At 69.3% G+C, this 22487-nt stretch carries 17 protein-coding genes; 6 read left to right on the top strand and 11 right to left on the bottom strand.

Features of this window, described 5'->3' with window-relative positions:
• Positions 1-56 precede the first annotated feature (56 nt).
• Both FDZ84_RS20195 and FDZ84_RS20190 read right to left on the bottom strand, forming a co-directional pair.
• A complete protein-coding gene (locus tag FDZ84_RS20195; RefSeq protein ID WP_168587184.1) occupies positions 57-1112 on the bottom strand; it encodes a trans-acting enoyl reductase family protein in 1056 nt (351 codons plus the stop codon).
• 375 nt (positions 1113-1487) lie between these two features.
• Positions 1488-2234 (bottom strand): IclR family transcriptional regulator, encoded by a 747-nt coding sequence (locus FDZ84_RS20190; protein WP_168587183.1) that lies wholly within the window; start codon positions 2232-2234, stop codon positions 1488-1490.
• Between the two features lie 320 nt (positions 2235-2554).
• Between FDZ84_RS20190 and FDZ84_RS20185 the strand changes: the two genes are divergently transcribed.
• Complete coding sequence (locus FDZ84_RS20185) at positions 2555-2938, top strand: hypothetical protein (RefSeq protein ID WP_168587182.1); 384 nt, start codon at positions 2555-2557, stop codon at positions 2936-2938.
• Positions 2939-3275: 337 nt separating this feature from the next.
• Here FDZ84_RS20185 and FDZ84_RS20180 read toward each other — a convergent pair whose 3' ends face one another.
• The 6 genes from FDZ84_RS20180 to FDZ84_RS20155 form a co-directional block, all read right to left on the bottom strand.
• Positions 3276-3743, bottom strand: a complete 468-nt coding sequence (locus tag FDZ84_RS20180; protein WP_168587181.1) for a hypothetical protein — start codon at positions 3741-3743, stop codon at positions 3276-3278.
• Between the two features lie 421 nt (positions 3744-4164).
• On the bottom strand, positions 4165-4947 hold the full coding sequence (locus tag FDZ84_RS20175) for a putative hydro-lyase (protein ID WP_168587180.1): 783 nt from the start codon (positions 4945-4947) through the stop codon (positions 4165-4167).
• Between the two features lie 91 nt (positions 4948-5038).
• Entirely contained in the window at positions 5039-5920 is an 882-nt protein-coding gene (locus FDZ84_RS20170) for a biotin-dependent carboxyltransferase family protein (RefSeq protein ID WP_168587179.1), read from the bottom strand.
• Positions 5917-6525: an allophanate hydrolase subunit 1 gene (locus FDZ84_RS20165; protein ID WP_168587178.1), complete on the bottom strand. Its 609-nt coding sequence runs from the start codon at positions 6523-6525 to the stop codon at positions 5917-5919. Before FDZ84_RS20165 ends, FDZ84_RS20170 begins: the two co-directional genes overlap by 4 nt.
• Positions 6525-7286, bottom strand: coding sequence for a LamB/YcsF family protein (locus FDZ84_RS20160; RefSeq protein ID WP_210435013.1), 762 nt, complete (start codon positions 7284-7286; stop codon positions 6525-6527). Before FDZ84_RS20160 ends, FDZ84_RS20165 begins: the two co-directional genes overlap by 1 nt.
• Before the next feature lie 7 nt (positions 7287-7293).
• Positions 7294-8514, bottom strand: coding sequence for an NRAMP family divalent metal transporter (locus FDZ84_RS20155; protein WP_168587176.1), 1221 nt, complete (start codon positions 8512-8514; stop codon positions 7294-7296).
• Between the two features lie 174 nt (positions 8515-8688).
• Here FDZ84_RS20155 and FDZ84_RS20150 point away from each other — a divergent pair, with 174 nt between their 5' ends.
• Together FDZ84_RS20150 and FDZ84_RS20145 are read left to right on the top strand one after the other, a co-directional pair.
• Complete coding sequence (locus FDZ84_RS20150) at positions 8689-9390, top strand: GntR family transcriptional regulator (protein WP_168587175.1); 702 nt, start codon at positions 8689-8691, stop codon at positions 9388-9390.
• 352 nt (positions 9391-9742) lie between these two features.
• Complete coding sequence (locus FDZ84_RS20145; protein ID WP_168590203.1) at positions 9743-10453, top strand: maleylpyruvate isomerase family mycothiol-dependent enzyme; 711 nt, start codon at positions 9743-9745, stop codon at positions 10451-10453.
• Positions 10454-10462: 9 nt separating this feature from the next.
• On the opposite strand, the gene mshB is transcribed toward FDZ84_RS20145, so the two are convergent.
• The gene (gene mshB, locus FDZ84_RS20140; RefSeq protein ID WP_168590202.1) at positions 10463-11287 is read right to left on the bottom strand and encodes an N-acetyl-1-D-myo-inositol-2-amino-2-deoxy-alpha-D-glucopyranoside deacetylase; all 825 of its coding nucleotides are present in this window, start codon (positions 11285-11287) and stop codon (positions 10463-10465) included.
• Between the two features lie 208 nt (positions 11288-11495).
• On the opposite strand from mshB, the gene FDZ84_RS20135 reads away from it, so the two are divergent.
• Together FDZ84_RS20135 and FDZ84_RS20130 are read left to right on the top strand one after the other, a co-directional pair.
• A complete protein-coding gene (locus tag FDZ84_RS20135) occupies positions 11496-12386 on the top strand; it encodes an endonuclease/exonuclease/phosphatase family protein (RefSeq protein WP_168590201.1) in 891 nt (296 codons plus the stop codon).
• Positions 12387-12823: 437 nt separating this feature from the next.
• A complete protein-coding gene (locus tag FDZ84_RS20130; RefSeq protein ID WP_168587174.1) occupies positions 12824-13696 on the top strand; it encodes a DUF559 domain-containing protein in 873 nt (290 codons plus the stop codon).
• 627 nt (positions 13697-14323) lie between these two features.
• Here the strand turns inward: FDZ84_RS20130 and FDZ84_RS20125 are convergent.
• Positions 14324-17476 (bottom strand): discoidin domain-containing protein, encoded by a 3153-nt coding sequence (locus tag FDZ84_RS20125; RefSeq protein ID WP_168587173.1) that lies wholly within the window; start codon positions 17474-17476, stop codon positions 14324-14326.
• A gap of 881 nt (positions 17477-18357) precedes the next feature.
• Positions 18358-18807, bottom strand: a complete 450-nt coding sequence (locus tag FDZ84_RS20120; RefSeq protein WP_168587172.1) for an Lrp/AsnC family transcriptional regulator — start codon at positions 18805-18807, stop codon at positions 18358-18360.
• Here FDZ84_RS20120 and FDZ84_RS20115 point away from each other — a divergent pair.
• On the top strand, positions 18806-22405 hold the full coding sequence (locus FDZ84_RS20115; protein ID WP_256413548.1) for an indolepyruvate ferredoxin oxidoreductase family protein: 3600 nt from the start codon (positions 18806-18808) through the stop codon (positions 22403-22405). The two genes, FDZ84_RS20120 and FDZ84_RS20115, sit on opposite strands and share 2 nt — an antisense overlap.
• Positions 22406-22487: the final 82 nt, after the last annotated feature.

Genomic DNA, 22487 nt, shown 5'->3' with positions numbered 1-22487 from the left:
CGAGTTGACGTAGGTGAGGAGTCGATCTCGTCACGCTTCGTGCATTGTGGACGGTGTCAGCGGCGGGCCGGTTCGATGATCTTGACCCCGTGGAGGCGGCGGACGAAGTCCGCGCCGAACGCCGTGGAGGGGGTGTGAGCGCCGGGCGCCGGGGGTTCCGCGCTCAGGGAGTGGACCGCCCGGAGCACCGCGTCCGCAGTGAGGTCGTAGGTGTCCGGGCCGATCAGGGCCGCCGACACGCTCGCGCCGTCCGGTGCCGTCGCCTCCGCGTAGACCTCGACCCAGCTGCGCGAGCGGGTGGCCCGACCGGGGCCGCGCACGATTACGCCGATCGCCGCCTTGCCCAGCCGCTGCACGATGTGCGACCCCATCACGACCTGCGACAACCGGGTCGAACGGCGGCCGGTCCGGTCGAGTCCGGGCAGGTGGGCGAAGGCTGTGATGTTGCCGATCCCGGTGCTGCGGTAGGCCGTGCTGACATCACCCCAGGGCAGCGAGGTGACCCGCCGCGGCCCGGACGGGAACGGGATCTCACGTCGACGCCACGCCAGCGGCACGGTGCGCACCTCGCCGTCCACGCGCGCCCTGCCGCCCAGCGCGGCACCCTCCAGCGCGCTCTTCAACGTTCCGCCGCTGATCCCGCCGCTGGTGTGGAAGGCAAGGTCCAGATGGGTCGCGGTGGGCAGGTCGGCTGCAACCATCGCGGCCAGGCAGTCGGTGGGCACCACGTCGAAGCCCGAGCCCGGCAGGAGCACCACACCGGCGCGCCGAGCGTCCTCGTGGCGCGCGAAAACCGCCTCGAAAACGTCGATCTCGCCGGTGATGTCGAGGTAGTGCGCGCCGGCTCGCAGGCAGCCTTCGACCACCGGCGCCGACGTCGCGGAAAACGGACCGGCGCAGTGCGCGACTATGTCGATGCCCCGCAGCCCCTCGGCGACCGCGTCGGGGTCGCCGAGGTCGAAGACCCGGTACGGCAGGCCCCTGGGCGTGGCGAAGGCCGCGATCTTCGCCGGGGAGCGACCGGCCAGCACCGGCCGCTCCCCGCGGTCGAGCGCCCGGTCGGCGACCAGCCGACCGGTGTAGCCGCTCGCTCCGTAGATCATCCAGGTCATCGCGATCCTCCCGGGTAATACCGAACATCCTGGTAACGAACACCGCTGGGAACGGTCACGGGTTGCCCGGAGTTGTTCCGATCACCCGACATCGCGAACTAGGACGTGATTTATAAGCGGCGGCAGCCGCTTGCGGTGTGGGACTCAACTGGCACGCAACTTGGCACCGCCGCGGGTTCTCAGGGGCTGTGCCCGCCGGAGGGCTCTCGGCGAGGCCAGTCCCCGACGCGATGAATTGGCATTCATGATGTCGGGGAACACATGCGCGAGAAGGCCTCTGAGGTTCCGCTACCCGCACCGCTACGCAAACCACTTCCGAAACAGGCCTTAGGAAAGCCCCGGCCTCCTTCGGACCCGGCACACCCCGACCGGTGTTCAACCCGCCTGGTGGCCGAGGGCAACGGCGATCGCGGTGGCCGTGTCCCGGACCTGGCCGAGGAGGCTGCCGAGCTCGGGCAGATTTGTGTCGGCGCGCACCGTCGTCAGCGACACGGCCGCCAGGAGCTGCCCGGTGACGTCCGGGATCCGGACGCCGATGCAGTGCACCAGCGGCTCAAATTCGGCCTGGTCGGTGGCGTAGCCGAGCCGCGCGACCTCGACCAGGTGGTCCCGGAACTCGGCTTCGCCGGTGATGGTGCGCTCGGTGTAGCGGGTGAAGGCGTGCGCGGACAGCAGGCGATCCCGGTGGTCAGCCGGCAGGGCGGCAAGGATCACCTTGCTGGCGGCGGCGGTGTGCAGCGGCACTGCCCGTCCAATCCGCGACCAGGTGCGGATCGACGCGGCGCCCTCGATCTTGTCGACGTAGACGATCTGGTCGTCCACCAGTTGCGCCAGGTGCACCGTCGAGCGCGTGGCGTCCGCGAGCGAGATCAGGTGCGGCCTGGCGACCGCGCGCAGGTCCATCTCCTCCAGCACCTGCTGGCCGAGCTCGACCAGCCGGAACCCGAGGCGGTATCGGCCGTCCGGTCCGCGGGCGATCAGGCCGCCGTCGGCCAGCGGCTGCAGCATCCGCAGCGCGGTCGAGCCGTGCACCCCGAGCTCGCGCGCCAGCTCCGCGACGGTCTTGGGCGCTCCGGCAAGGGTTTCGAGCACGTGGACCGCCTTGGCGACCGTCTTCGACATCCACACCCCCTCGATCGGGCTTGCGATATTAACAGAGGCATTGCAAATATTGCAGGCGCGCGACGGCTGCCGTCCGAGATCACCCGGACGCCGCGAACCGGCCGCAAATCGCGTTCAGAAAAACGCCCAATCCGTCCTCCTCCCCTGGCGTCCGGCCAAGCCGGCCGGGCAAACCTCCATCCTCTGAACAACTACTAATGACTAGCCTCGCCCGGGTGAAAAACTGCGCTCCGACCAATTCCAAATTGACAGCCATCGTGGCGGGTGATCGACTCCGCCTTGTATCCGTCAGCAATTCGGTACACGGAAGAAGGCCCCGAATGCGACACTCGCCCGTCCTGTTCAGCGCCGCGTTGACGCTTGCGGCGTTCGCGGTCGCGCCCGCCGCCCCGGCGGTCGCCGCCGAGTCCGCCCCGGCGTGCGCACTGTTCGCCTACCAACCCACGCGCGAGGGCAACACCCTGACCGCCACCGGCGGGCGCACCGGTTGCCTGAACACCGCGACGGTCACCGTGCGGATCGTCGTTGAGCAGAAGGACGCGACGCCCAAGGTGCTCGGCGAGCTGGCGCAGAGCGGCACCGAGATCAACCTGGCCACGAAGGCACCATGCAACTCCGGCGCGACCGTCAAGGTGCACACCGAGACGATCAGCTCCACCGGCGCAATCGCCCACTCCCCGACGAGCACCTTCGAGAAGTGCTGACCCGGATCTGAACGGGACAGCCGAGGACGATACCCCGGCGACGATCCTGCAGATCCCCCATGCACCGCCTCGCACGGACCTCCCCGACAGCGTGCACTCGGGGCCCTCCGGCGAGGCGGTGCCTTCTTTTGCCGACTGGCGCGGGCGAAACAACTGCGATATCGGAACCACTCGCCTTCTCACCTCGCAAACCCTCCTCCCAATTTCCGCAGAATGGCAATTCCCCGATTCCCGCGACCGCGTATCGAGCGGGAATCGATTCCAGGTTCAACAATTCTTCGACGCCCGGCGAATGTCCGATTCGCCATTCCCACCGATCTCGACGCCGGGCCGCGGGTCAGGTCTCAGCGAGCATCCGTCCCGGGACGTCCGAGTCGCAGCCCAGTCGGGGCAGCTGTGCGCGGACCGCTCCGCGGGTGCGGCCGAACTCCTCGGCCAACTCCTCGATCAATCGGCTCGCGGGCTCACCCAGCGAACCCAGCCACCGCTCCCGGAGCCGCTCGCCGTCGGGCTCGGTCCACGGTCGACCGGCGTTGGGCGGGCGTGGTCGGCTCCGCCCGTGCCCGGCCGTCCAAGGCACGTGCAGCGCGGCCAGCCTGTCCAGGGTCTGGGCCAGGAACGCGTTCGCGTCGCCCAGCCCATCGACGGCGATCAGTAGGTTGCCTTCGGCGACGACGCGGCCGTCTGCATCCGCTCCGGTGAACTCCACCGCGACGGTGGCCGGCTGATCCGCACTGACCGGTTCGCGCTTGGCGGTGACTCCGTAGGTGTGTTGTCCGACTCGTACTTCGTTGCTGAAATCCATGCCTCGAAGCTACGAGCCGCGGTCGCCGAATCCCGGGAGTCAAGCATCGAACCGACGCGTGTCGGGACGACTTCTCGATCGAGTGAGGGGCGGCTCACACCGGAAGCCGGAACACCGCCTCGGGTCCGGCCGTTGAACGGTCCGGTCGGTGCGCCCGTGTCCCCCGGGCCTCAATCACCGCCTTCGCGGAACACCGTTCGGCTGGAGCCGCGTAGCGCCAATCGCCGCAGAGGCGACCGGCGCATCGGCCGCCAAGCGAAACAGACCGCGCTAAGGAGATTATCCCGGGGTCGAAGGCTCGATCGGGGTTTTCTCCCTAATCATCGTGTTGTCAACATGGAGGACAGCGGAGTTCGCCGCTGCCCTCCATGTTGTTGATGCGTGCTTGCTGGTGTCTCAGTCTCCGAGTCCTGGAGGCCTCTTACGGGACGAGAAAACGGCTGTCGCGGGCGTCGGTGATCGCCATGAAGCCGGGCGCGTGGCCGATGACGAACGGCAGCTTGGACTGCATCACGGCCGCCTGTGGCGTCACCCCGCAGGCCCAGAACACCGGGACCTCCCCGGGCCGGATCTCCACCGCGTCGCCGAAGTCCGGCCGGTCGATGTCCAGGATTCCCAACGCTTCCGGCGCGCCGACGTGCACCGGGGCACCGTGCACCGCCGGGTACCGGGAGGTCACGCGAACCGCGGTGGACACCAGCTCCGCCGGGATCGGCCGCATCGACACCACCATCGGTCCCGCCAACCGGCCCGCCGGGCGGCATTCCCGATTCGTCCGGTACATCGGCACGTTGCTGCCCGCCTCGACGTGGCGCACCGGGACCTCGGCCTCCAGCAGCGCCGCCTCGAAGGTGAAGCTGCAGCCGACCAGGAACGACACCAGGTCGTCCCGCCACAGGTCGGTGACCTCGGCGCGCTCCCCGGCCAGCTCGCCGTCCCGGTAGACCGTGTAGGCGGGCAGGTCGGTGCGCAGGTCGCCGGCGAAGACCGAAGCGCTGGTCTCGCCGGGCTCGGTCACGTCGAGCACCGGACACGAGCGCGGATTGCGCTGCGCGAACAGCAAGAAGTCGTAGGCGTACTCGCGGGGCAGCGCGATAAGGTTCGCCTGGGTCCAACCCGCGCTGTAGCCCGAGGTCGGTACGCGCAATCCGACGCGGAACGCCGCGCGGGCCTGCTCCGGCGACATCGCTTTCGGCTGCGTCATCGAAATCTCCCTACCTCTGCTGTTGAAGCCGATCTGATCTGCTGCCTTGAAGCGGCGGGGATCCGCGGACCGGGCGGCGTCTGAGGTCCTGCTATGCGGAACGAGGTTTGAAGCCGTTCCTCAACCGGAAGCGGATTCGCTGGCCTGGCCTGGCCTGCGCCGCATTGTCCACGTCCGCCGCGGTGACCACCGCGATCACCGGGTAGCCGCCGGTCACCGGGTGATCGGCGAGGAACAGCGTGGGGCGCGCCGACGGCGGCACCTGCAGCGCACCGGCGACCATGCCTTCGCTGGGCAGTTCCTCGGTGCGGCTGCGCTCCAACGCCGGTCCGTCCAGCCGCATGCCGATCCGGTTGCTGTCCGGGGTGACCTCGTACGGACGGCTGACCAGAGTCGCCAGGGCGTCGCCGGCGAACCAGTCGTGGCGCGGTCCGGGCTCCACGCGCAGCACGATCTCGCCGGCCGCGCACATCGCCACCGGGGCCACGTCCACCAGCGGAAACCGCGCGGGCGCCGGGCCGACCGGCAGCAGCGCGCCGGGGGTCAGCGGGTCCGGGCCAAGCCCGGCGAGCACGTCGGTGGCCCGGGAACCGAGCACCGGTGGCACGGCGATGCCGCCGCGCACCGCGAGATAGCTGCGCAGACCGCGGCCGGGCACGCCCATCCTCAGCTCGGCACCGGCCGGGATCCACAGCACCGAGTTCACCGCCACCACCCGACCATCCACAGTGGTCGGACAGGGGGCGCCGGTCACCGCGGCGGTGAGGTCGCGGGTCGCGCGGACCGCGAGCCCGCCCAGCGTGACCTCGATGGCCGCCGCTGTCTCGTCGTTGCCGACCAGCCGGTTGGCCAGCCGGAACGCGCCGCCGTCGGCCGCACCGGAGCGACCCACGCCGATCCCGGCCAGGCCCGGCCGGCCCAGGTCCTGGATCGTCGACAGCGGACCCGCGGCCAGGACTTCCAGGCAGCTCATGGGACCTCGCGGAACTGCACACGCACGCCGGGCCGCAGCAGCGCCGGCGGTTCCCGGTCGACCCGCCAGATCTCCAGGCCGGTGCGCCCGATCAGCTGCCAGCCCCCGGGCGATTCGCGCGGGTAGATGCCGCTGAACGCGCCGGCGAGGCCGACGGAGCCGGGCGGCACCTTGGTCCGCGACTCGGTGCGGCGCGGCACCACCAGCTCCGGCGGGCCGCCGGCGAGGTAGCCGAAACCGGGGGCGAACCCGCCGAAGGCGACCGTCCACTCCGCACTCGTGTGCCGGTGCACGACCTCCCACTCGGTCAGACCGGTCAGCTCCGCGACCTCAGCCAGATCCGCGCCGTCGTAGACCACCGGCACCTGCAGCAGGTCGCCGCTGGCGGGTGCGCCCTCGCGCGGCTCGACCGCACGCACCGCCGCCTCGACCGCCGCGGTATTGGCGCGCGGGTCCAAGTGCAGCAGCAACGTCCGGGCCGCCGGGACGAGGTCCGTGACGCCCTCCGGCGGATCCTCGACGAGCACCGCGTAAAGCGCTTGCACGGCTTCGAGATCGGCCAGCTCGATGAGCAGCCCCGAGTCGGCGCATCGCAGGAAACGCATCACCGGCCTCGCACGGTGAACGGCTCCAGCGCCACTCCGCCGGCCACCAGCCGGGCCCGCACGGCCTCGGCGATGGCCACCGCGCCCGGGCTGTCGCCGTGCACGCAGATCGAGTCGGCGCCGATCTTGATCTCGGACCCGTCGACGGCCTCGATCGGCTCCCCAGCGACCAGCTTCAGGCAGCGGTCAGCGATGACCTCCGGGTCGTGCAGCACCGCGCCGGGCTCGCGGCGCGACACCAGGGTGCCCTCCGGGGTGTAGGCGCGGTCGGCGAAGGCCTCGCGGAACACCTGCAGCCCGGCCCGCTCAGCCTGGGTCAGCCACTCCGAGCCCGGCAGCCCGAGCACGGCCAGCGACGGATCGTAGCTGCGCACCGCCTCGACCACGGCGGACGCCTGTTCGGCGTGGTGCACGATCGCGTTGTACAGCGCGCCGTGTGGCTTGACGTAACCGACCTCGGTGCCCGCGACGCGGGCGAACCCGGCCAGCGCGCCGATCTGGTAGATCACGTCGTTGGCCAACTCCACCGGCGGCACGTCGATGAACCGGCGGCCGAACCCGGCCAGGTCCCGGTAGCTGACCTGGGCGCCTACCACGACGCCCAGCTTCGTGGCCTGCTCGACGGCCTGACGGATCACCGTGGCGTCGCCCGCGTGGTAACCGCAGGCCACGTTGGCGCTTGTGACGATGCGCAGCAGCGCCCCGTCGTCGCTGAGCTCCCAGCGCCCGAAGCCCTCCGCAAGGTCCGAGTTGAGGTCCATGCCCACCTCACTTCCACAGCGCGGCGATGCCGCCGAGCGAGTTGTATCCCAAGTACAAGGTCAGCAGCCAGGCGACCACACCCACGATCAGCAACCAGCTCGGGTACCGGTATCCGCCGAGCAGGTCCCGCCGCTTGGCCGCCACGAACACCAGCACCCCGAAACCGACCGGCAGGATCAGGCCGTTGAGCGCGCCGGCCAGCACCAGCAGCGTCGTCGGGGCCTGGTCCATCAGCAGAAACGCCACGGCCGACACCGCCACGAAGCCGACGACCAGCCAGTTGCGGGCGCGGGCCAGCTTTGGCGAGAAGGTCACCAGGAAAGACACCGAGGTGTAGGCGGCGCCGACGACCGAGGTGATGCTGGCCGCCCAGAGGATCATGCCGAACAGCCGCAGGCCGACCTCGCCCGCCGCGTGCTGGAAGGCCTCCGCGGTCGGGTTCGACGAGGCCAGCGTGACGCCGCCAGCCACCACGCCGAGGACCGCGAGGAACAGCACCAGCCGCATCACGCCGGTTACCAGCAGCGAGATGACCGAGGTGCGGCTGACGTCGACGATCCGCTCTGGGCCGGTCACCCCGGCGTCGACCAGGCGGTGCGCGCCGGCGTAGGTGATGTAGCCGCCGACGGTGCCGCCGATCAGGGTCGTGATGGACAGGAAGTCGACCTCCTCCGGCCACACCGCCTGGACCAGGGCCTGCCCGACCGGCGGGTGCGAGGAGAACGCGACGAACGCGGTCAGCAGGATCATGACCACGCCGAGAACGACGACGATGCGGTCCATCGCCACCCCGGCCTTCTTGCTCAGGAAGATCCCGATGGCGATGACGGCCGAGACGGTGCCGCCGATCTTGGCGTCCAGACCGAACAGCGCGTCCAGGCCCAGCGAGGTACCGGCGATGTTTCCGACGTTGAACACCAGGCCGCCGAAGACCACCAGCGCGGCCATCAGGTAGCCCAGGCCGGGCACCACGCGGTTGCCCAGGTCCTGGGCCCGCATCCCGGAGACGCCGATGACCCGCCACACGTTCAGCTGCACGGCGACGTCGACCAGGATCGACACCAGGATGGCGAAGGCGAACGCCGCGCCGAGCTGGACGGTGAACTCCGTGGTCTGGGTGATGAAACCGGGGCCGATGGCGCTGGTGGCCATCAGGAAGACCGCACCCAGCAGCGTGCTGCGCTTGGCCGCCGAAGGCTTGTTCTCGGCCGTGGACGTCTGGGCCATGGCACTCCGATCAGCAGGTACACCGGTTCACCACCGGTATCGGGGATGTCGCGTGTCAGCCGCGCGAACCGCGGTTCCGGCCAACATAGTGAGTTGTTGAACAATTCTGCAATCCCCCGTGCGCACCTTTCTCGTTAGACTGCGATCAACTGCTGCACGTCGTTAGGAGCTCGATTGACCACCTCGGATCCGTGGGTGGACCTGCTCACGGCCGACCGGGCGCTGCTGGACCGCACGAGCACGGCCGAGCGCGTCGCCGATGTGCTGCGGCAGCGCGTCATTGATGGCGCACTCGCCCCCGGCACCCGGCTGTCCGAGGAAAGCGCGGGCAAGGCGTTGGCGGTCTCCCGCAACACGCTGCGCGAGGCGTTCCGGCTGCTGGTGCACGAGCGGCTGCTGGTGCACGAGTTCCACCGCGGCGTGTTCGTCCGGGTGCTCAGCGCCGACGACGTGATCGACCTCTACCGCATCCGCCGGCTTCTTGAGACCAGCGCGGTGCGCCGGGCAAGCGGGGCCGCGCCGGAGCTGGTGGCGGCCGTCGACGGCGCGGTGGCCGACGGCGAGCGCGCGGCCGAGAACGAGCGCTGGGGAGACGTCGGCACCGCGAACATGCGCTTCCACGAGGCGCTCGCGGCGCTGGCCGCCAGCCCCCGGGTGAACGAGACGATGCGGCAACTGCTGGCCGAGCTGCGCCTGGCGTTCCACGTGATGTCGCGCCCCCGGGAGTTCCACGAGCCGTACCTGGAGCTCAACCGGGAGATCGCGGACCTGATCACCGACGGCTCGATGGACGCGGCGGCCGAACGCCTCGACGAGTACTTCGACGCCGCCGAGACCCAGCTCGTCGCGGCGTACCGGAACCACAACACGGGTTGATCGGGCCGGATGGCGATTTCAATGGGCGTTTTCCATCCAGCCTCTTCTTGCGTTGCGTGCGGGTAGCGGAACCTCAGCGGCCTTCTCGACTCCGGAATCCGGGACTTGTGTATGACCAGCTGTCCTCGCGAGGAGACCGCTGAGAACCCGCGGCGGCGCGAACTGCGCGGGTGGGCCAAGGCGGCTACGCCACTTGCGGCAGCCCCGTGCCGCAGGACTTCAGGCGTTGCGGCAGCGGATCAGCCAGGATGAAAAGGCTCAACGGAAATTAACGTGCTGGTTCCATTGAAACCGCCGGAATCGGCATCCCGGGGTGGGGCCGGGTGGCGTGGGTCTAGGATCCTGGCGCGTGATGCCTCCGTTGAATGCTGTTGCGCAGGGCCATCGGCGACTTCTAGAGGTGCTCTCCGCCCTGACCGACGATCAGGTCGCCGAGCCGTCGCTGCTCCCCGGCTGGAGCCGGGGCCACGTGCTGGCTCACCTGACCGACAACGCCCGCGCCTTCGCCCGGATGTCTGCGCTCGCGTTGCGCGGCGAACTGGCCGACGCCTACGAAGGCGGGCAGACCGAGCGCGACGCGATCATCGAAGGGCTCGCCGACCGCAGCGCCGACGAGCACCGCGACTCCATCGCCCGGCACTCGGCCGCCCTGGAAGCGGTGTGGTCGCAGGCCGCGGCCGACGATTGGGAACGGCCGGTGCGGTTCCGCAACGGCGACCTGAGCGGGCTCGTGCACATGCGGTGGCGGGAGGTCTGGATCCACCTGGTGGACCTCGACCTGGGCGTCAGCCCGCAGGAGTGGAGCGACGAATTCTCCTGCCACGCCGTCGATTTCCTGCTGCCCCGGCTGCCGGGCGGCATCGCGCTGCGGCAGACCGACGGCCCGCGCCGGTGGCCGGCCGACGTCGACGGCGTCGAGATCACCGGCCGGGCCCGCGACCTAGCGGCCTGGCTCGCCGGCCGGACGCCGCAGCAGATCCCGACCGGTCCGCTCCCGGACCTCCTGCCCTGGCCCGCGCACCCCACGCCGATCCCAGCCGAACAGCGCCTGTCCACCCGGTGACCGGTCGGGTCAGTCGAGTCCCGCGAACAGGTCGGATTCCCAGTCGTGGGGGCCGGTTCCGGGGCCCCGGTCGCCGCGGACCAGCAGGTAGTGCTCCATCGCGAACTCCGGACGGGCCACCATCTGGGCGAAGAACCCGCCGTCATCTAGGTCGACCTGGCTGCGGTAGTGCCGCAGCGCGGCGATCTTGGCGGCGTGGAAGGCGCGGCCGTCGACCATCGCGGTCAGCTCCTCATCGGGCACCGTGTACGGCTCGAAGCCCTCGATACCCGCCCCCTCGATGCGCTTGAGGATCGAGCGCGGCAGGGTCGTCCAGTACACCTTCGGCACCTGCCACGGCTCGCCGAGTTCCGGCGCGTAGCCGGGGTCCGCCGCCGGGTCGAGGGAGGTCATCACCGCGCGGTGCGCGCCGATGTGGTCCGGGTGGCCGTAGCCGCCGAACTCGTCGTAGGTGATCATCACGTGGGGCCGTTCGGCGCGGAGGATCTCGACCATCGCACGGGTGACCTCGCCCGGGTCGGCCTTCGCGAAGGCCCCGTCCACGCCGTTGCCCGCCTCGCCTGCCATGCCGCTGTCCCGCCATCGCCCCGGGCCGCCGAGCCAGTGGTGCCGGACGTCGCCGTACTCGGCCAGCGCCGCGCGGATCTCCCCGCGCCGGTACTCGCCCAGCGCGTCGGGATTTCCGCGCAGGTGCGCCAGATCATCGGCGATGACCTCGCCGAGCTCCCCGCTGGTGCAGGTCACCAACGACACCGATGCGCCGTCCGCGCAATACCGGGCCATCGTTGCGCCGGTGGCGGTGGACTCATCATCGGGGTGGGCGTGGACCAGCAACAGACGACGATCGCTCATGGGAACCGAGCCTAGCCACGGGCACCGACACCGGGCCGCCTCCGCCGACCAGGTCACATTCGGCCCGTTGCGGAATTCCGGCAATGTTCGCCTAACGGTCAACCACTCCTGGGCTGCTGCGCGTGAGGATCTTGACACGTCAATCGAGGAGGCAGATGTGTCTGGATTTACCCGACGGGGAGTTCTCGGCATGGCCGGAGCCGCCGCAGCGGCCGGCGCGGTCGGTGTGTTCGGCACCGGTGCGGCGGCCGCGCGGCCCAGCGACAACGCGTTGATCGGGCCCGCGCGCGGCGATTCGCTGCACGTGATGACCTTCAACATCCGCTTCGACGCCAAGGCCACCCCGCCCAACCCCGACGCCTGGACCACCCGCCGCCCGATCCTCGCCGAGCTGTTAAACGCCGAGCAGCCCACCCTGCTCGGCGTGCAGGAAGCGCTGTACGGCCAGGTGAAGGAGGTGCTGTCGGACGTTCCGCGGCACTACGACTGGATCGGGCTAGGCCGGGAGGGCGGCGGTCGCGGCGAGTTCATGTCGGTTTACTACGACACCCGCCGGGTGGAGCCGCTGGACTACGACCACTTCTGGCTCTCCGACACGCCGAACGTGATCGGTTCGAAGAGCTGGGGCAACAACGTGGTCCGGATGGTCACCTGGGTGCGATTCCTGGACCGCCGGAGCGGCCGCGAATTCGTCCACGTCAACACGCACTTCGACCACCAGTCGGAGCCATCGCGGCAGCGCAGCGCCCAGTTGGTGCGCGACCGCATCGCCGGTTTCGACCCGGCGCTGCCGGTGGTGCTCACCGGCGACTTCAACACCGCGGCCGAGACGTCGGAGTCGTACCGGATCCTGACCAGCGGCGGCCTGGCCGACAGCTGGGCGACCGCCGCCGAGCGGCTCACCCCCGCGTGGGGCACCTTCGCCGGCTACAAGGAGCCGGTCGAGGGCAAGGAGCGGATCGACTGGCTGCTGCACAACGGTCGCGTCCGGGTGTTGAAGGCGGCGATCAACACCTACCGCAGGGACGGCTACTTCCCGTCCGACCACCTGCCGGTCCACGCGCTCCTCGAGCTCGCCTGATCCACAGGGGCTGTTTCCAGACTCGTTTCGGATGGCGGAGCGGGTAGCGGAACCTCAGGCGACGGCTGAGGTTCCGCGGCAGCGCAAGCTGCGAGGGTGGGCCAAGCGCCTCCGGCGTTTCAAAAACGAAGAACAACCCGTGAGCGTTTTTTGGTTGCTACAGAGGCTGTTTGAGACTCGTTACGCGTGCCAGTGAACGGCGGCTCTACGGCAGCGGATGGCGATTTCGCGCGAAATCGCCGCAGGCCCCTCATGGGCGCCGTCGATTTCGCGCGAAATCGCCGCGGCCCCCTCGTGGGCGCCGTCGATTTCGCGTGAAATCGCCATCCTTCTAACGGGTATCCCGAGTTGTCCACAGTGGGCCGACTTATCCACAGATTTACAGACCGGGGATGACAACACCGAACTGAGCCCGGATTCTAAGATGCATGACATCTTTGACACGTACCATCACACCAGCAGACCCCGGACTACTCACTCGCGCTCAGGCACTGGCCCAGGGGATCACCGACCGCCAGCTGCGGGAAAGCAGCGAATACCGACGAGTTATCCACGGCGTCTACTGCAGTAGCGCCATCGAGGCGACCCACGTACTTCGCTGCCATGCCGCGGCGCTTGTCCTGCCGACGCCCGCGATCATCACCGGTCGCTCAGCCGCCACCTTGTACGGGGTGCAGTTGGCGAGGGCTCATGACCGGGTCGAAGTTCTCGTAAGCGGCCAGAAGTACATGAACAGACGTTTCGGCCTGCGATGTTGGTCCGTCAGGAGCTGGGACTTCGAGCGGGTGGAGTGGGGACGAATCCACCTTGCCACCATCGAACGCACGATGCTGGACCTGCTCGCCCGGAACCCGTTACGGTCGGCGGTCGCGGCTGGGGATGCACTGATCCACGCTGGGCTGATCAACCAGGAGACGGTCTACGCTTTCCTCGCGAGACGCCATGACCACGGCATAGTCCGGGCACGTAGGGCCGCCGCGCTCTTGGACGGACGAGCGGAGTCACTGCCCGAATCCGAGCTGCGTGTCGTCCTGGTACAGGCAGGCTTTCGCCCCACACCACAGGTGGAAATCCGCGACGGCTACGGGTTCGTCGCTCGTGTGGACCTCGCGTTGGAAGAGGCGAAGATCGCTCTTGAGTATGACGGGGCATGGCATGCTGACCCTGCTCAACATGCACTCGATCAGGAACGGTTGCGGCGAATCCGGGCATGCGGCTGGCATGTCATCGTGGTGACAGCGGAACGCCTCTACCAGCGATTGCCCGACCTGCTCGCCGAGGTCCAGGCCGCTTTCACAGCCCGTCGCTGATTCTGGCGATTTCGCGCGAAATCGCCACTGGCCCCTCATGGGTGGCGGCGATTTCGCGCGAAATCGCCACGGCCCCCTCGTGGGTGGTGACGGTTTCGCGCGTTAATGGTGCTGGTCACCGGCCGGGGCGTTTGAGCAGTTCACGGTGTGTCCACACTGGGCACAACGTGCAGTGTGTGCGTACAACTTCCGCGCGCGCTTGGACGCCCCGCCGGGGCCGCTACCGTGCGACATGGCCCACGTGTGCGCCGACCCCCAACCGGGAGGGTCGACACGGTGGCCACCGCCAGCGCCCGCAAGCGCGCCCGCCGCACCCTCAGATACCGCCGACACGCCCACACCGCCCTACGCGGCTGGTGTCGAACGGCCTCATTTTCATCGCAAGACCGATCCAGACAAATCGCGCAGAGCTGAGATTGCCATAGGCGGCCGGAAAGACGGTCGCCGACCGAATCAGCCCACCCTGAGCCTCGAAGTTCGAGGCGCCTGCTTGACTTTCCCCGAAAAACACCAGCCACCTACTAGTAACCCGCACCGAGGGCGCACCGAGGGGCGTGTCCGTCTCGTATCGCTATGCCGCGAATTGGCCAGGAGCTCGGCTATCCCCGGACGAGGCCGGCCACATGATCAACCGAACCCTGCTGGCCGCACCCTCATCGTGGTGAGTTCGGCGTCCCCGGCATGACCGCCGTGTACCCGGATCGCCACGTAGCGCGCGGCACCGGCCAAGCGCACTGTCGTGCTCCGGCGGGAGGTCGGTGGAGGCGCTGGCGTGTACGTACGCCCGTCGGTACTCGTTTCGACGGTGACGGCGGGCGGCAACCCGTCGGTCCACGTCAGTTCGACCTCACCGAGCTGCCAGACCGCGCCGAGGTCGACGACCATCCGGCCGTTGGGGCCCGGGTGCCAGGAGGTCCGCTCGTCGCCGTCGACCGCTGCGCTCGGTGCGGACATCCCCGGGGGCAGCGGTTCGGTCGGGAACGTTGTGGCCCCCAGGGCGAGATCATCCAGTGGGTAGGGCCGGGTGGCGCGGGCCTTGATCGTCACCGTGCGGCGTCCCGGCACCGCCACGTGGCGCGGTGGCTCGCCGGCGGGCTGCACCTGGAGGCGCAGTGGCGGTCCGGCGGGTGCCGTGAGCCGGAGTGTCGCGCCGTCGGCGACGGTCGCCTGTAGGCCGGCGGGCAGCTGCGGCCCTGCGGCGGCGCGCACGGTAAACCAAGCCGGTTCGACCCGTCCTTCCGCTTCGGCCAACGACATCGCGAGTTCACTGCCGGCCTTCGTGATCACCTGAACGCCACGGTAGAGCGAGACGGCGCCCCCGGACTCGGGCAGTGCGACGGTCCCGCGCACCGCCGAGCCGGACAGATTGAGCATGACGAGGTATCCGTCGACCACGGAAGTGCGCACCGCGGCGACACTGGACGTCGGACGCGGCGCCGTCGCCGCAGTGGCCAGGGTGTGCGGATCCGGGTGGCATTCGACTTGCAGGGGTGCCGCGCTGCCGTCGGAGAGCAGGATCTGGTCACCGGCGACGATGATCGGGTTCGGGGAACCGGTCACGACGAACCCGGCACGCCCATCGACGTTGAGCCAGTTTCCGTTGGTGCTGACCGCCGGTCGCGGGTAGGTCGCCGCGGCGGTCCAGGTATCCCCGTCCTGCGAGGTCTCGATGCGGTACCACCGTCCGGCCGCAGCCTCCCAAACGATTCTGACGCGGTCGAACCGCTGTGCCGAGCCAAGATCGACGGCGAGCCAGCTGTCGGCGCGCGGGCGATCGGCCGTGGCGACCGCCCAGCGCGTGGTCGCATCGCCGTCGGTCGCGTACTTCGCTTCCTTGCCTGGCGATGCTGACGAGGCGAACGCGGTACCCGCGCGGGCAAGGTCGGTCCCGTCGGCGTCGTCGCGCAATTCGAAGGAGAACACGGAATAGCCGTACGCCGGATCCGGTAGCACGCCGAGCATCCGGACGTAGCGTGCCTTGACCGCAGGGAAAGCGACCTCGTCGGTCCGGCCGCCGCCGGGCGGGAGTACGGGAGCGGCCGGGACGGTCACGGTCCCCTCGGCGGTGTGGTAACTGCGTTTACCGTTCAGTCCCGGAATGCCAGGCATGTCGAGGTTGTAGACCGACACGACGCCCTCTCCCGAGGCCAAGCCGGTCGTCGCGTATACTGCGGCGCCCGAGGGCAGCGTGGCGAAACCGGCGTAGCCGTTGCCGAACTTCAGCACCGCTGCGGTCGCGTCGAAACCGTCCCGCACCTTCGTCCAGGTCGCGGCGTTCCGCTTCAGTGTCTTGAGCGCCGTCGACGGCAAGAGCATCGGCGTCGCGCCGCTTACGACGAACAGCCAGTCGTCGTGATGGGGCTGCCAGGCGAACTTGACGAAGCCCGGCTTGCTCACCGCCGCCGTCCACGCGGAAGACGTTCGGTGCGCCATCAATCCGGGCCCCTCACCGAAATCGCTCACGCCTATCGCGTACGCATCGAACTCGGCCTGGCTCACCGCCTGCACCGGGCCACCGTGACTCGCGCGCCATTCGTGCAGCAGGTAGCTGATCGCGATTTCCGCGCGGGCCTCTGGCTCGTACTTCGGCTCACCGGAGAACTTCGTGATGCGATCGGCCGGCGGGTACGCCTGGTAGGGCTCGAGCCGCTCGGCAAGCTGCACCTCGGCGCGTGCGGCGTAACGGTCGCCGAGGACTTGGGCGCGGAAGGCGAGCGGAAGGACATCGCGACCGTAAAGATGCTCGCGGTCCGCCACCATCGGCATCAACGGTTCGCCCGCGTCGCTGGCCATCAGCAGCATGGTGTGCCACAGCCGCTCGCCGTTCGGCTGTGCGGTGAGCACCTCCGGCAGCGGCTGCCCCGCGAGCAGGAAATGCATCGCGTTGCGCCCGGAGGTGCGCCACAGCTCCTCCTGATAGTGCGGGCCGAACGAACCGTGGTTCTCGACCAGGAACGTGTCGTACAGGTTCTCGGAGGTGTTGGCCGAGATCGGCACGCCGTCCACCACACACGGGTTGGCCAGGTCCGCGGCGGGCAGGCTCGTCTCGTTGCGGCTCCACTTACCAAACCACTCACGCCACGCCACGGCTTGCGGGTCGTCCGGCGCCCAAGCGATTCCCGGGGTCAGTGCCTGGGCGTAGACGCCCATCTCCTCTAACTTGGTGTCCCCGACGTGCCCACCGGACAATCCGAGTGGTGTCCAGCCACCCGACAGCGGGTCGTCACCCGAGCCCAGTCCCGCCGTATAGACTGCTTGGCCGATCGCGATCTTGTCTAGGTTCGCCCTTGTAGCATCGTCCAGATCGCTCCACAGTAGACGACCGGCGAGCTGGAAATAAGACTGGAACGTCGTGTCGAAGTACAGCCGGCGCCCCCACTCGGTGCCGCCGGTGATCACGTTCGATGCAGCGAAGTGGCGGATCGTGTCGACGGTGTGCCGGTGCAGCACCTCCTGCTCGACCCCAGCGACCGTCGCGTCGTAACCCTCCCTAGTCAGCAGGACGGCGTTGCCGAGAACCACGGCGAACGTGAAGTCCTTGGCAGGGTAGATTCCCGCGGCCCGGTCGAACCGTCGCTCGGCCCAGCGCGTGTGCCGCAGCAACACCCGCAGGTAAGTTGCCGCCACGTCGTCCGAGGCGCCCGGGCGCTGCGAAACGATCGGCTGCGCGGCCACGGCCCGAGCCCAGGCCATCGGCGTCACCAATCCGGCGGCCACGAGCGCGAGTCCACCTGCGCCGGACGCCTGGAGAATCCGCCGGCGAGAGTGCTCAATACTCAATGATCACCACCCCGTTGACAACGCTGTCAGCGACGATTACTTGATTCTGGTTCGTTCCGGCGCGGAGAGGCAATGCCGCAGGGCAAACCTGTCCATTTTCGGACAACCGCACTACCGGCCGGGGACGATCTGCGCGACCCGAACCCTGGCGCCGCCCATGGGCGATCCTGGCATTCCGCTGAGGTTCCAGCCAGATTCGTGCGCGAATCCTGGCGCTGACGCTGGCGAGCCCGCCGGATGAGACGGGCCTGTTCGCATTGGTCGAACCGGCGGATGGCCGGCTATATCAAGCGCACCGAGGACGTGGTCGTGTCTCACATCTATGTGGCGAAACTGTGGCGTGATAACCGAAGAAGTCCGCAGCGAGAACTTCCCTGCACCCGAGCACTGCTATGGAATCAAGCAGGCGGAATTGGACCAGTTCACGGCGGATGTGGAGCCGACGATCCCCACGCAGAGCTCCTTGTCTTCCAGGAACCCAGTCGCAGTGGGCGAGTACGCGGCGAATAGCCAGCGGTGAAAAAGCTAGTGTCCTGCGCTGGCAGTTCTACCACGTCCTGGAACGGCGAACCCGGCACCGGAACTTCCTGCAGCACAACAGTGCTCGCGGCGAGCCGGCCAGTGTCGGTCGCCGAGAACGGGAGCCCGTCCATCGACGCCAACCAGCTCCGCTCTCCCGGCGACCAGGCGAAACCGACGCGGGCGGCCCGGTAGGCAATCTCCTAACGGCCATCCGGCACGCCGCCGGGCGGGGCCGGGCCGAACAGTAGCGGCGCGTTCGCCGAGCACTGTTGGGCCTTACTCATGCAAAAGATCCGTGAGTGTTTTTGGGTGCTATGGCGCCCAAAAACACTCACGGATCTTCTCTCTGGAAACAGTATTTAGCGGCGGCCGCGTTGCCAGGAGTCGAGCGCTATCAGGGTCTTGGTGCTGGTGACCCGGTGGCTGCGGCGGATCTCGTCGATGGTGCGCTGCAGGTGCGCAATGTCGCGGACGCGCAGCCACACCAGCGCGTCGGGGTCGCCCGCGATGGTGAACACCGCCTGCGCCTCGGACATTCGGGTCGTCGTCTGGATGATCTCGTCGACTCCGCTGGTGCCCAGGAACCGCAGCTCGATGAACGCTTCCACGCCCGAACCGAGCTTCGCGTGATCCACCTGCACGGTGTAGCCGAGGATCACCCCGATCTCCTGCAGCCGGTCGATCCGCCGCTTCACGGCCGCCGTGGACAGCGTCACCCGGGTCGCGATGTCCGACAGCGTCCGCCGCGCGTCCTCGCGCAGCAGGGCCAGGATTTCGTGATCTGTCGCATCGAGCGTCGCTTCGGCCATGGACAGCGATGGTACGCAAAATTCGGGCGCGCAAAAGCCCCTGAACCGCCGATGTTTGCGTGTGGACCATCGTTTCGGGTCGCGGTGTTGTGCGCCACACCCACCTTCGGTTGAAGTGGCGTCGATCACGACCCGCGGGTCCGCGACAAAGGAGTTCGACATGGCCGCCTACACCCTGGACGACCGCTACCTCCAGGAATCGGGCACCGTCTACGTGACCGGGGTGCAGGCCCTGGTGCGGCTGTTGTTCGACCGGATCCGCCACGACCGCCGCGCCGGGCACAGCACCGCGGCGTTCGTCTCCGGCTACGAGGGCTCGCCGCTGGCCGGGTTCGACCTGGAGCTGGCCCGCCGCTCGAAGCTGCTCGCCGATCACGACGTGGTCCACCGGCCGGGCCTGAACGAGGAGCTGGCCGCGACGTCGGTGATGGGCAGCCAGCTCACCGAAGGCCTCGGTACGCAGCGCCCGGACGGGGTGGTGGGCGTCTGGTACGGCAAGGCACCGGGCCTGGACCGGGCCAGCGACGCCCTGCGCCACGCCAACCTCGCGGGCGCGAACCCGCGCGGCGGCGCGGTCGCGCTCGTCGGCGACGACCCGAACGCGAAGTCCTCGACGGTTCCGGCGGCCTCGGAGGCGGCGCTCGCGGACCTGGCGATGCCGGTGTTCTTCCCGGCGGACTCGCAGGACCTGCTCGATTTCGGGCTGCACGCGGTGGAGCTGTCGCGGGCCAGCGGATTGTGGACGTCGCTGAAGGTCGTCGCCAACGTGGCGGATGCGGCCGGAACAGCGGTTGTGGCGCCGACCTGGAACGCACCCGCGATCCCGGCCGAGTTGAAGCCGTACTCGCACCGCCCCAGCGCCCGCCTGCTCGGTGCCGAGCTCGCGGGGTTGGAGCACAGCCTGCACAACCTCCGCCTGCCGCTGGCGGTCGAGTACCTCCGGCGCAGCGGCGTCAACCACGTGGTGCGCTCGGGCCCGGCAGACCGGATCGGCATCGTGGCGGCTGGGAAGTCCTATTTGGACATCCGGCAGGCGCTGCGCGCGCTCGGCCTCGACGACGCGGACCTGGCCCGGTACGGCATCCGGCTGCTCAAGCTCGGCGCGATCTACCCGCTCGACCCGCAGCTGGTCCGGGACTTCGCGACCGGTTTGAGCGAGATCGTGGTGGTCGAGGAGAAGCGCTCGTTCCTCGAAACGGCGATCAAGGAGATCCTCTACGGCCGCCCAGACGCCCCGGCCGTCCACGGCAAGAAGGGGCCGGACGGCGGCACCCTGTTCACCGAGCTCGGCGAGCTCGACCCGGACCGCATCGCCAAGGGTCTGGCCGGGCGCCTGACCGCGCACGGCGAGGTGGAGCCGATCAACGCCTGGCGGCAGCGCCGCCGCCGCGAGCGCATCGCCGTGCCGCTGCTGGCGCGCACGCCGTACTTTTGCTCGGGCTGCCCGCACAACTCGTCGACGAAGGTGCCGGAAGGGACCGTGGTAGGCGCCGGGATCGGCTGCCACACGATGGCGCTGTTCATGGACGCCGACCAGGTCGGCGACGTCGTTGGCATCACGCAGATGGGCGGCGAGGGCACCCAGTGGATCGGCATGTCGCCGTTCGTCGGCACCGAGCACTTCGTGCAGAACATCGGCGACGGCACCTTCACGCACTCCGGCAGCCTTGCCGTCCGCGCGACCGTCGCCGCCGGGGTCAACATCACCTACAAGCTGTTGCACAACTCGGCGGTGGCGATGACCGGCGGCCAGGACGCGGTCGGGGCGCTTCCGCTGGCGCGGCTGGCGGAAACGCTGCTGCTGGAAGGCGTCGCCAAGGTCATCGTCACCAGCGACGCGCCCAAGCGGTTGAGCGGCAAGCTTCCCCGGGGCGTCGAGATCCGGCACCGCGATGATCTGCTGCGCGTGCAGGAAGAACTGGCCGCTGTCCCCGGCGTCACGGTGCTCATCCACGACCAGGAATGCGCGGCCGAGAAGCGCCGCAAGCGCCGCCGGGGCAAGCAGCCCACGCCGGCGCAGAAGGTGCTGATCAACGAGCGGGTGTGCGAGGGCTGCGGGGATTGCGGCGCCAAGTCCAACTGCCTTTCCGTGCAGCCCGTCGCCACCGAGTTCGGCCGCAAGACCCAGATCCACCAGTCCTCGTGCAACGTCGACTACTCCTGCCTGGCCGGCGACTGCCCGTCGTTCCTGACCGTGGTATCCAGCGGCCGCACGGCCCGCCGCAAGATCAGCGAGGTCAGCGCCGGCGAACTGCCCGAGCCGGAGCACGGCGCGGGCGACTTCACCGTCCGCATCACCGGCATCGGCGGCACCGGCGTCGTCACCGTCACGCAGATCCTCGCGACGGCGGCGGTGATCGACGGCCGGCAGGTCCGCACCCTCGACCAGATCGGCCTCGCGCAGAAGGGCGGCGCGGTCGTCTCCGACCTCAAGATCACCGCGGAACCCGTTGCGCAGGCACCGAAACTGGCCGCCGGCGAATGCGACCTCTACCTGGGTTGCGACCTGCTGGTGGCGGCCGACCCGGTGCACCTCGCCGCGGCCGACGCCGGCCGGACGACGGCGGTGGTGTCCACCACCGAGGTCCCGACCGGCCGGATGGTCGTGGACACCGCCGTCTCGTTCCCGGTGCAGTCGGGCATCCGGTCCGCCCTCGACGACGCGACCGCGCGGGCGTTCTACCTGGATGCGCGCGGCCTTGCCGAGAAGCTGTTCGACGACGACCAGTTCGCCAACATCCTGCAGCTCGGCGCGGCGTACCAGGCCGGTTCGCTGCAGCTGCCGGCGGAGAGCATCGAGCGGGCGATCGAGCTGAACGGGACGGCGGTGGCGGCCAACATCCAGGCGTTCCGCCGCGGCCGCCAGGCGATCGCGGACCCCGACGCGCTGCAGGCCGAGATCACCCCGCCGCCGGCGAAGCCCCGCGAGCCCAGCGCCGCGGCGCACCGGGTGCGGGCACTCGTCAGGGCCGCGGCGGGCTCGGAACTGGCGCGGCTGCTGGACATCCGGATCCCGGACCTCGTCGACTACCACGACGAGGACTACGCGCGGACGTACGCGGAGTTCGTCGAGGAGGTGCGCGGGCGCGGAGTCGATGCGGTGACCGAAGCGGTGGCCCGCAACCTCTACAAGCTGATGGCCTACAAGGACGAGTACGAGGTCGCCCGGCTCTCGCTCGACGAGAAGCTGCTGGCCGACGTCGAAGCCCAGTTCGGCGCGGGCTCCCGGTTCGCCTTCCGGCTGCACCCGCCGGTGCTGCGCGCGCTCGGCATGAACCGGAAGATCAGCCTCGGCCCCTGGTTCCGCCACGTGCTGCGCCTGCTGCGCGCGGCGCGGAAGGTCCGCGGCACCCGCTTGGACCCGTTCGGCTACGCCAAGGTCCGCCGCGTCGAACGAGAACTGATCGACGAGTACCGGAAGATGATCGCGGAGGCGCTGGCAACGCCGGACCACCCGGCGCTGCTGGAACTCGCGGAGCTCCCGGACATGGTCCGCGGCTACGAGGAGATCAAGCTCGCGAACGTCGCGGCCTACCGCGAACGCCAGTCGGAACTGCGGAAGTCCCTGGAGGCCAGGCCGGTAGGCGCCGCAACGTGAGAAGGGGAGTCTCCTGCCCGGCAGGCGACTCCCCCGATCTCCGCAGTGGCGCTGCCCAGCGCATCGGGCGCGCCGCTGCGGT

Origin of the sequence: Saccharopolyspora sp. ASAGF58 (assembly GCF_012277335.1) — a bacterium.
GTDB lineage: Bacteria > Actinomycetota > Actinomycetes > Mycobacteriales > Pseudonocardiaceae > Saccharopolyspora > Saccharopolyspora hattusasensis.
This window is presented reverse-complemented; position numbering and strand designations above follow the sequence as displayed.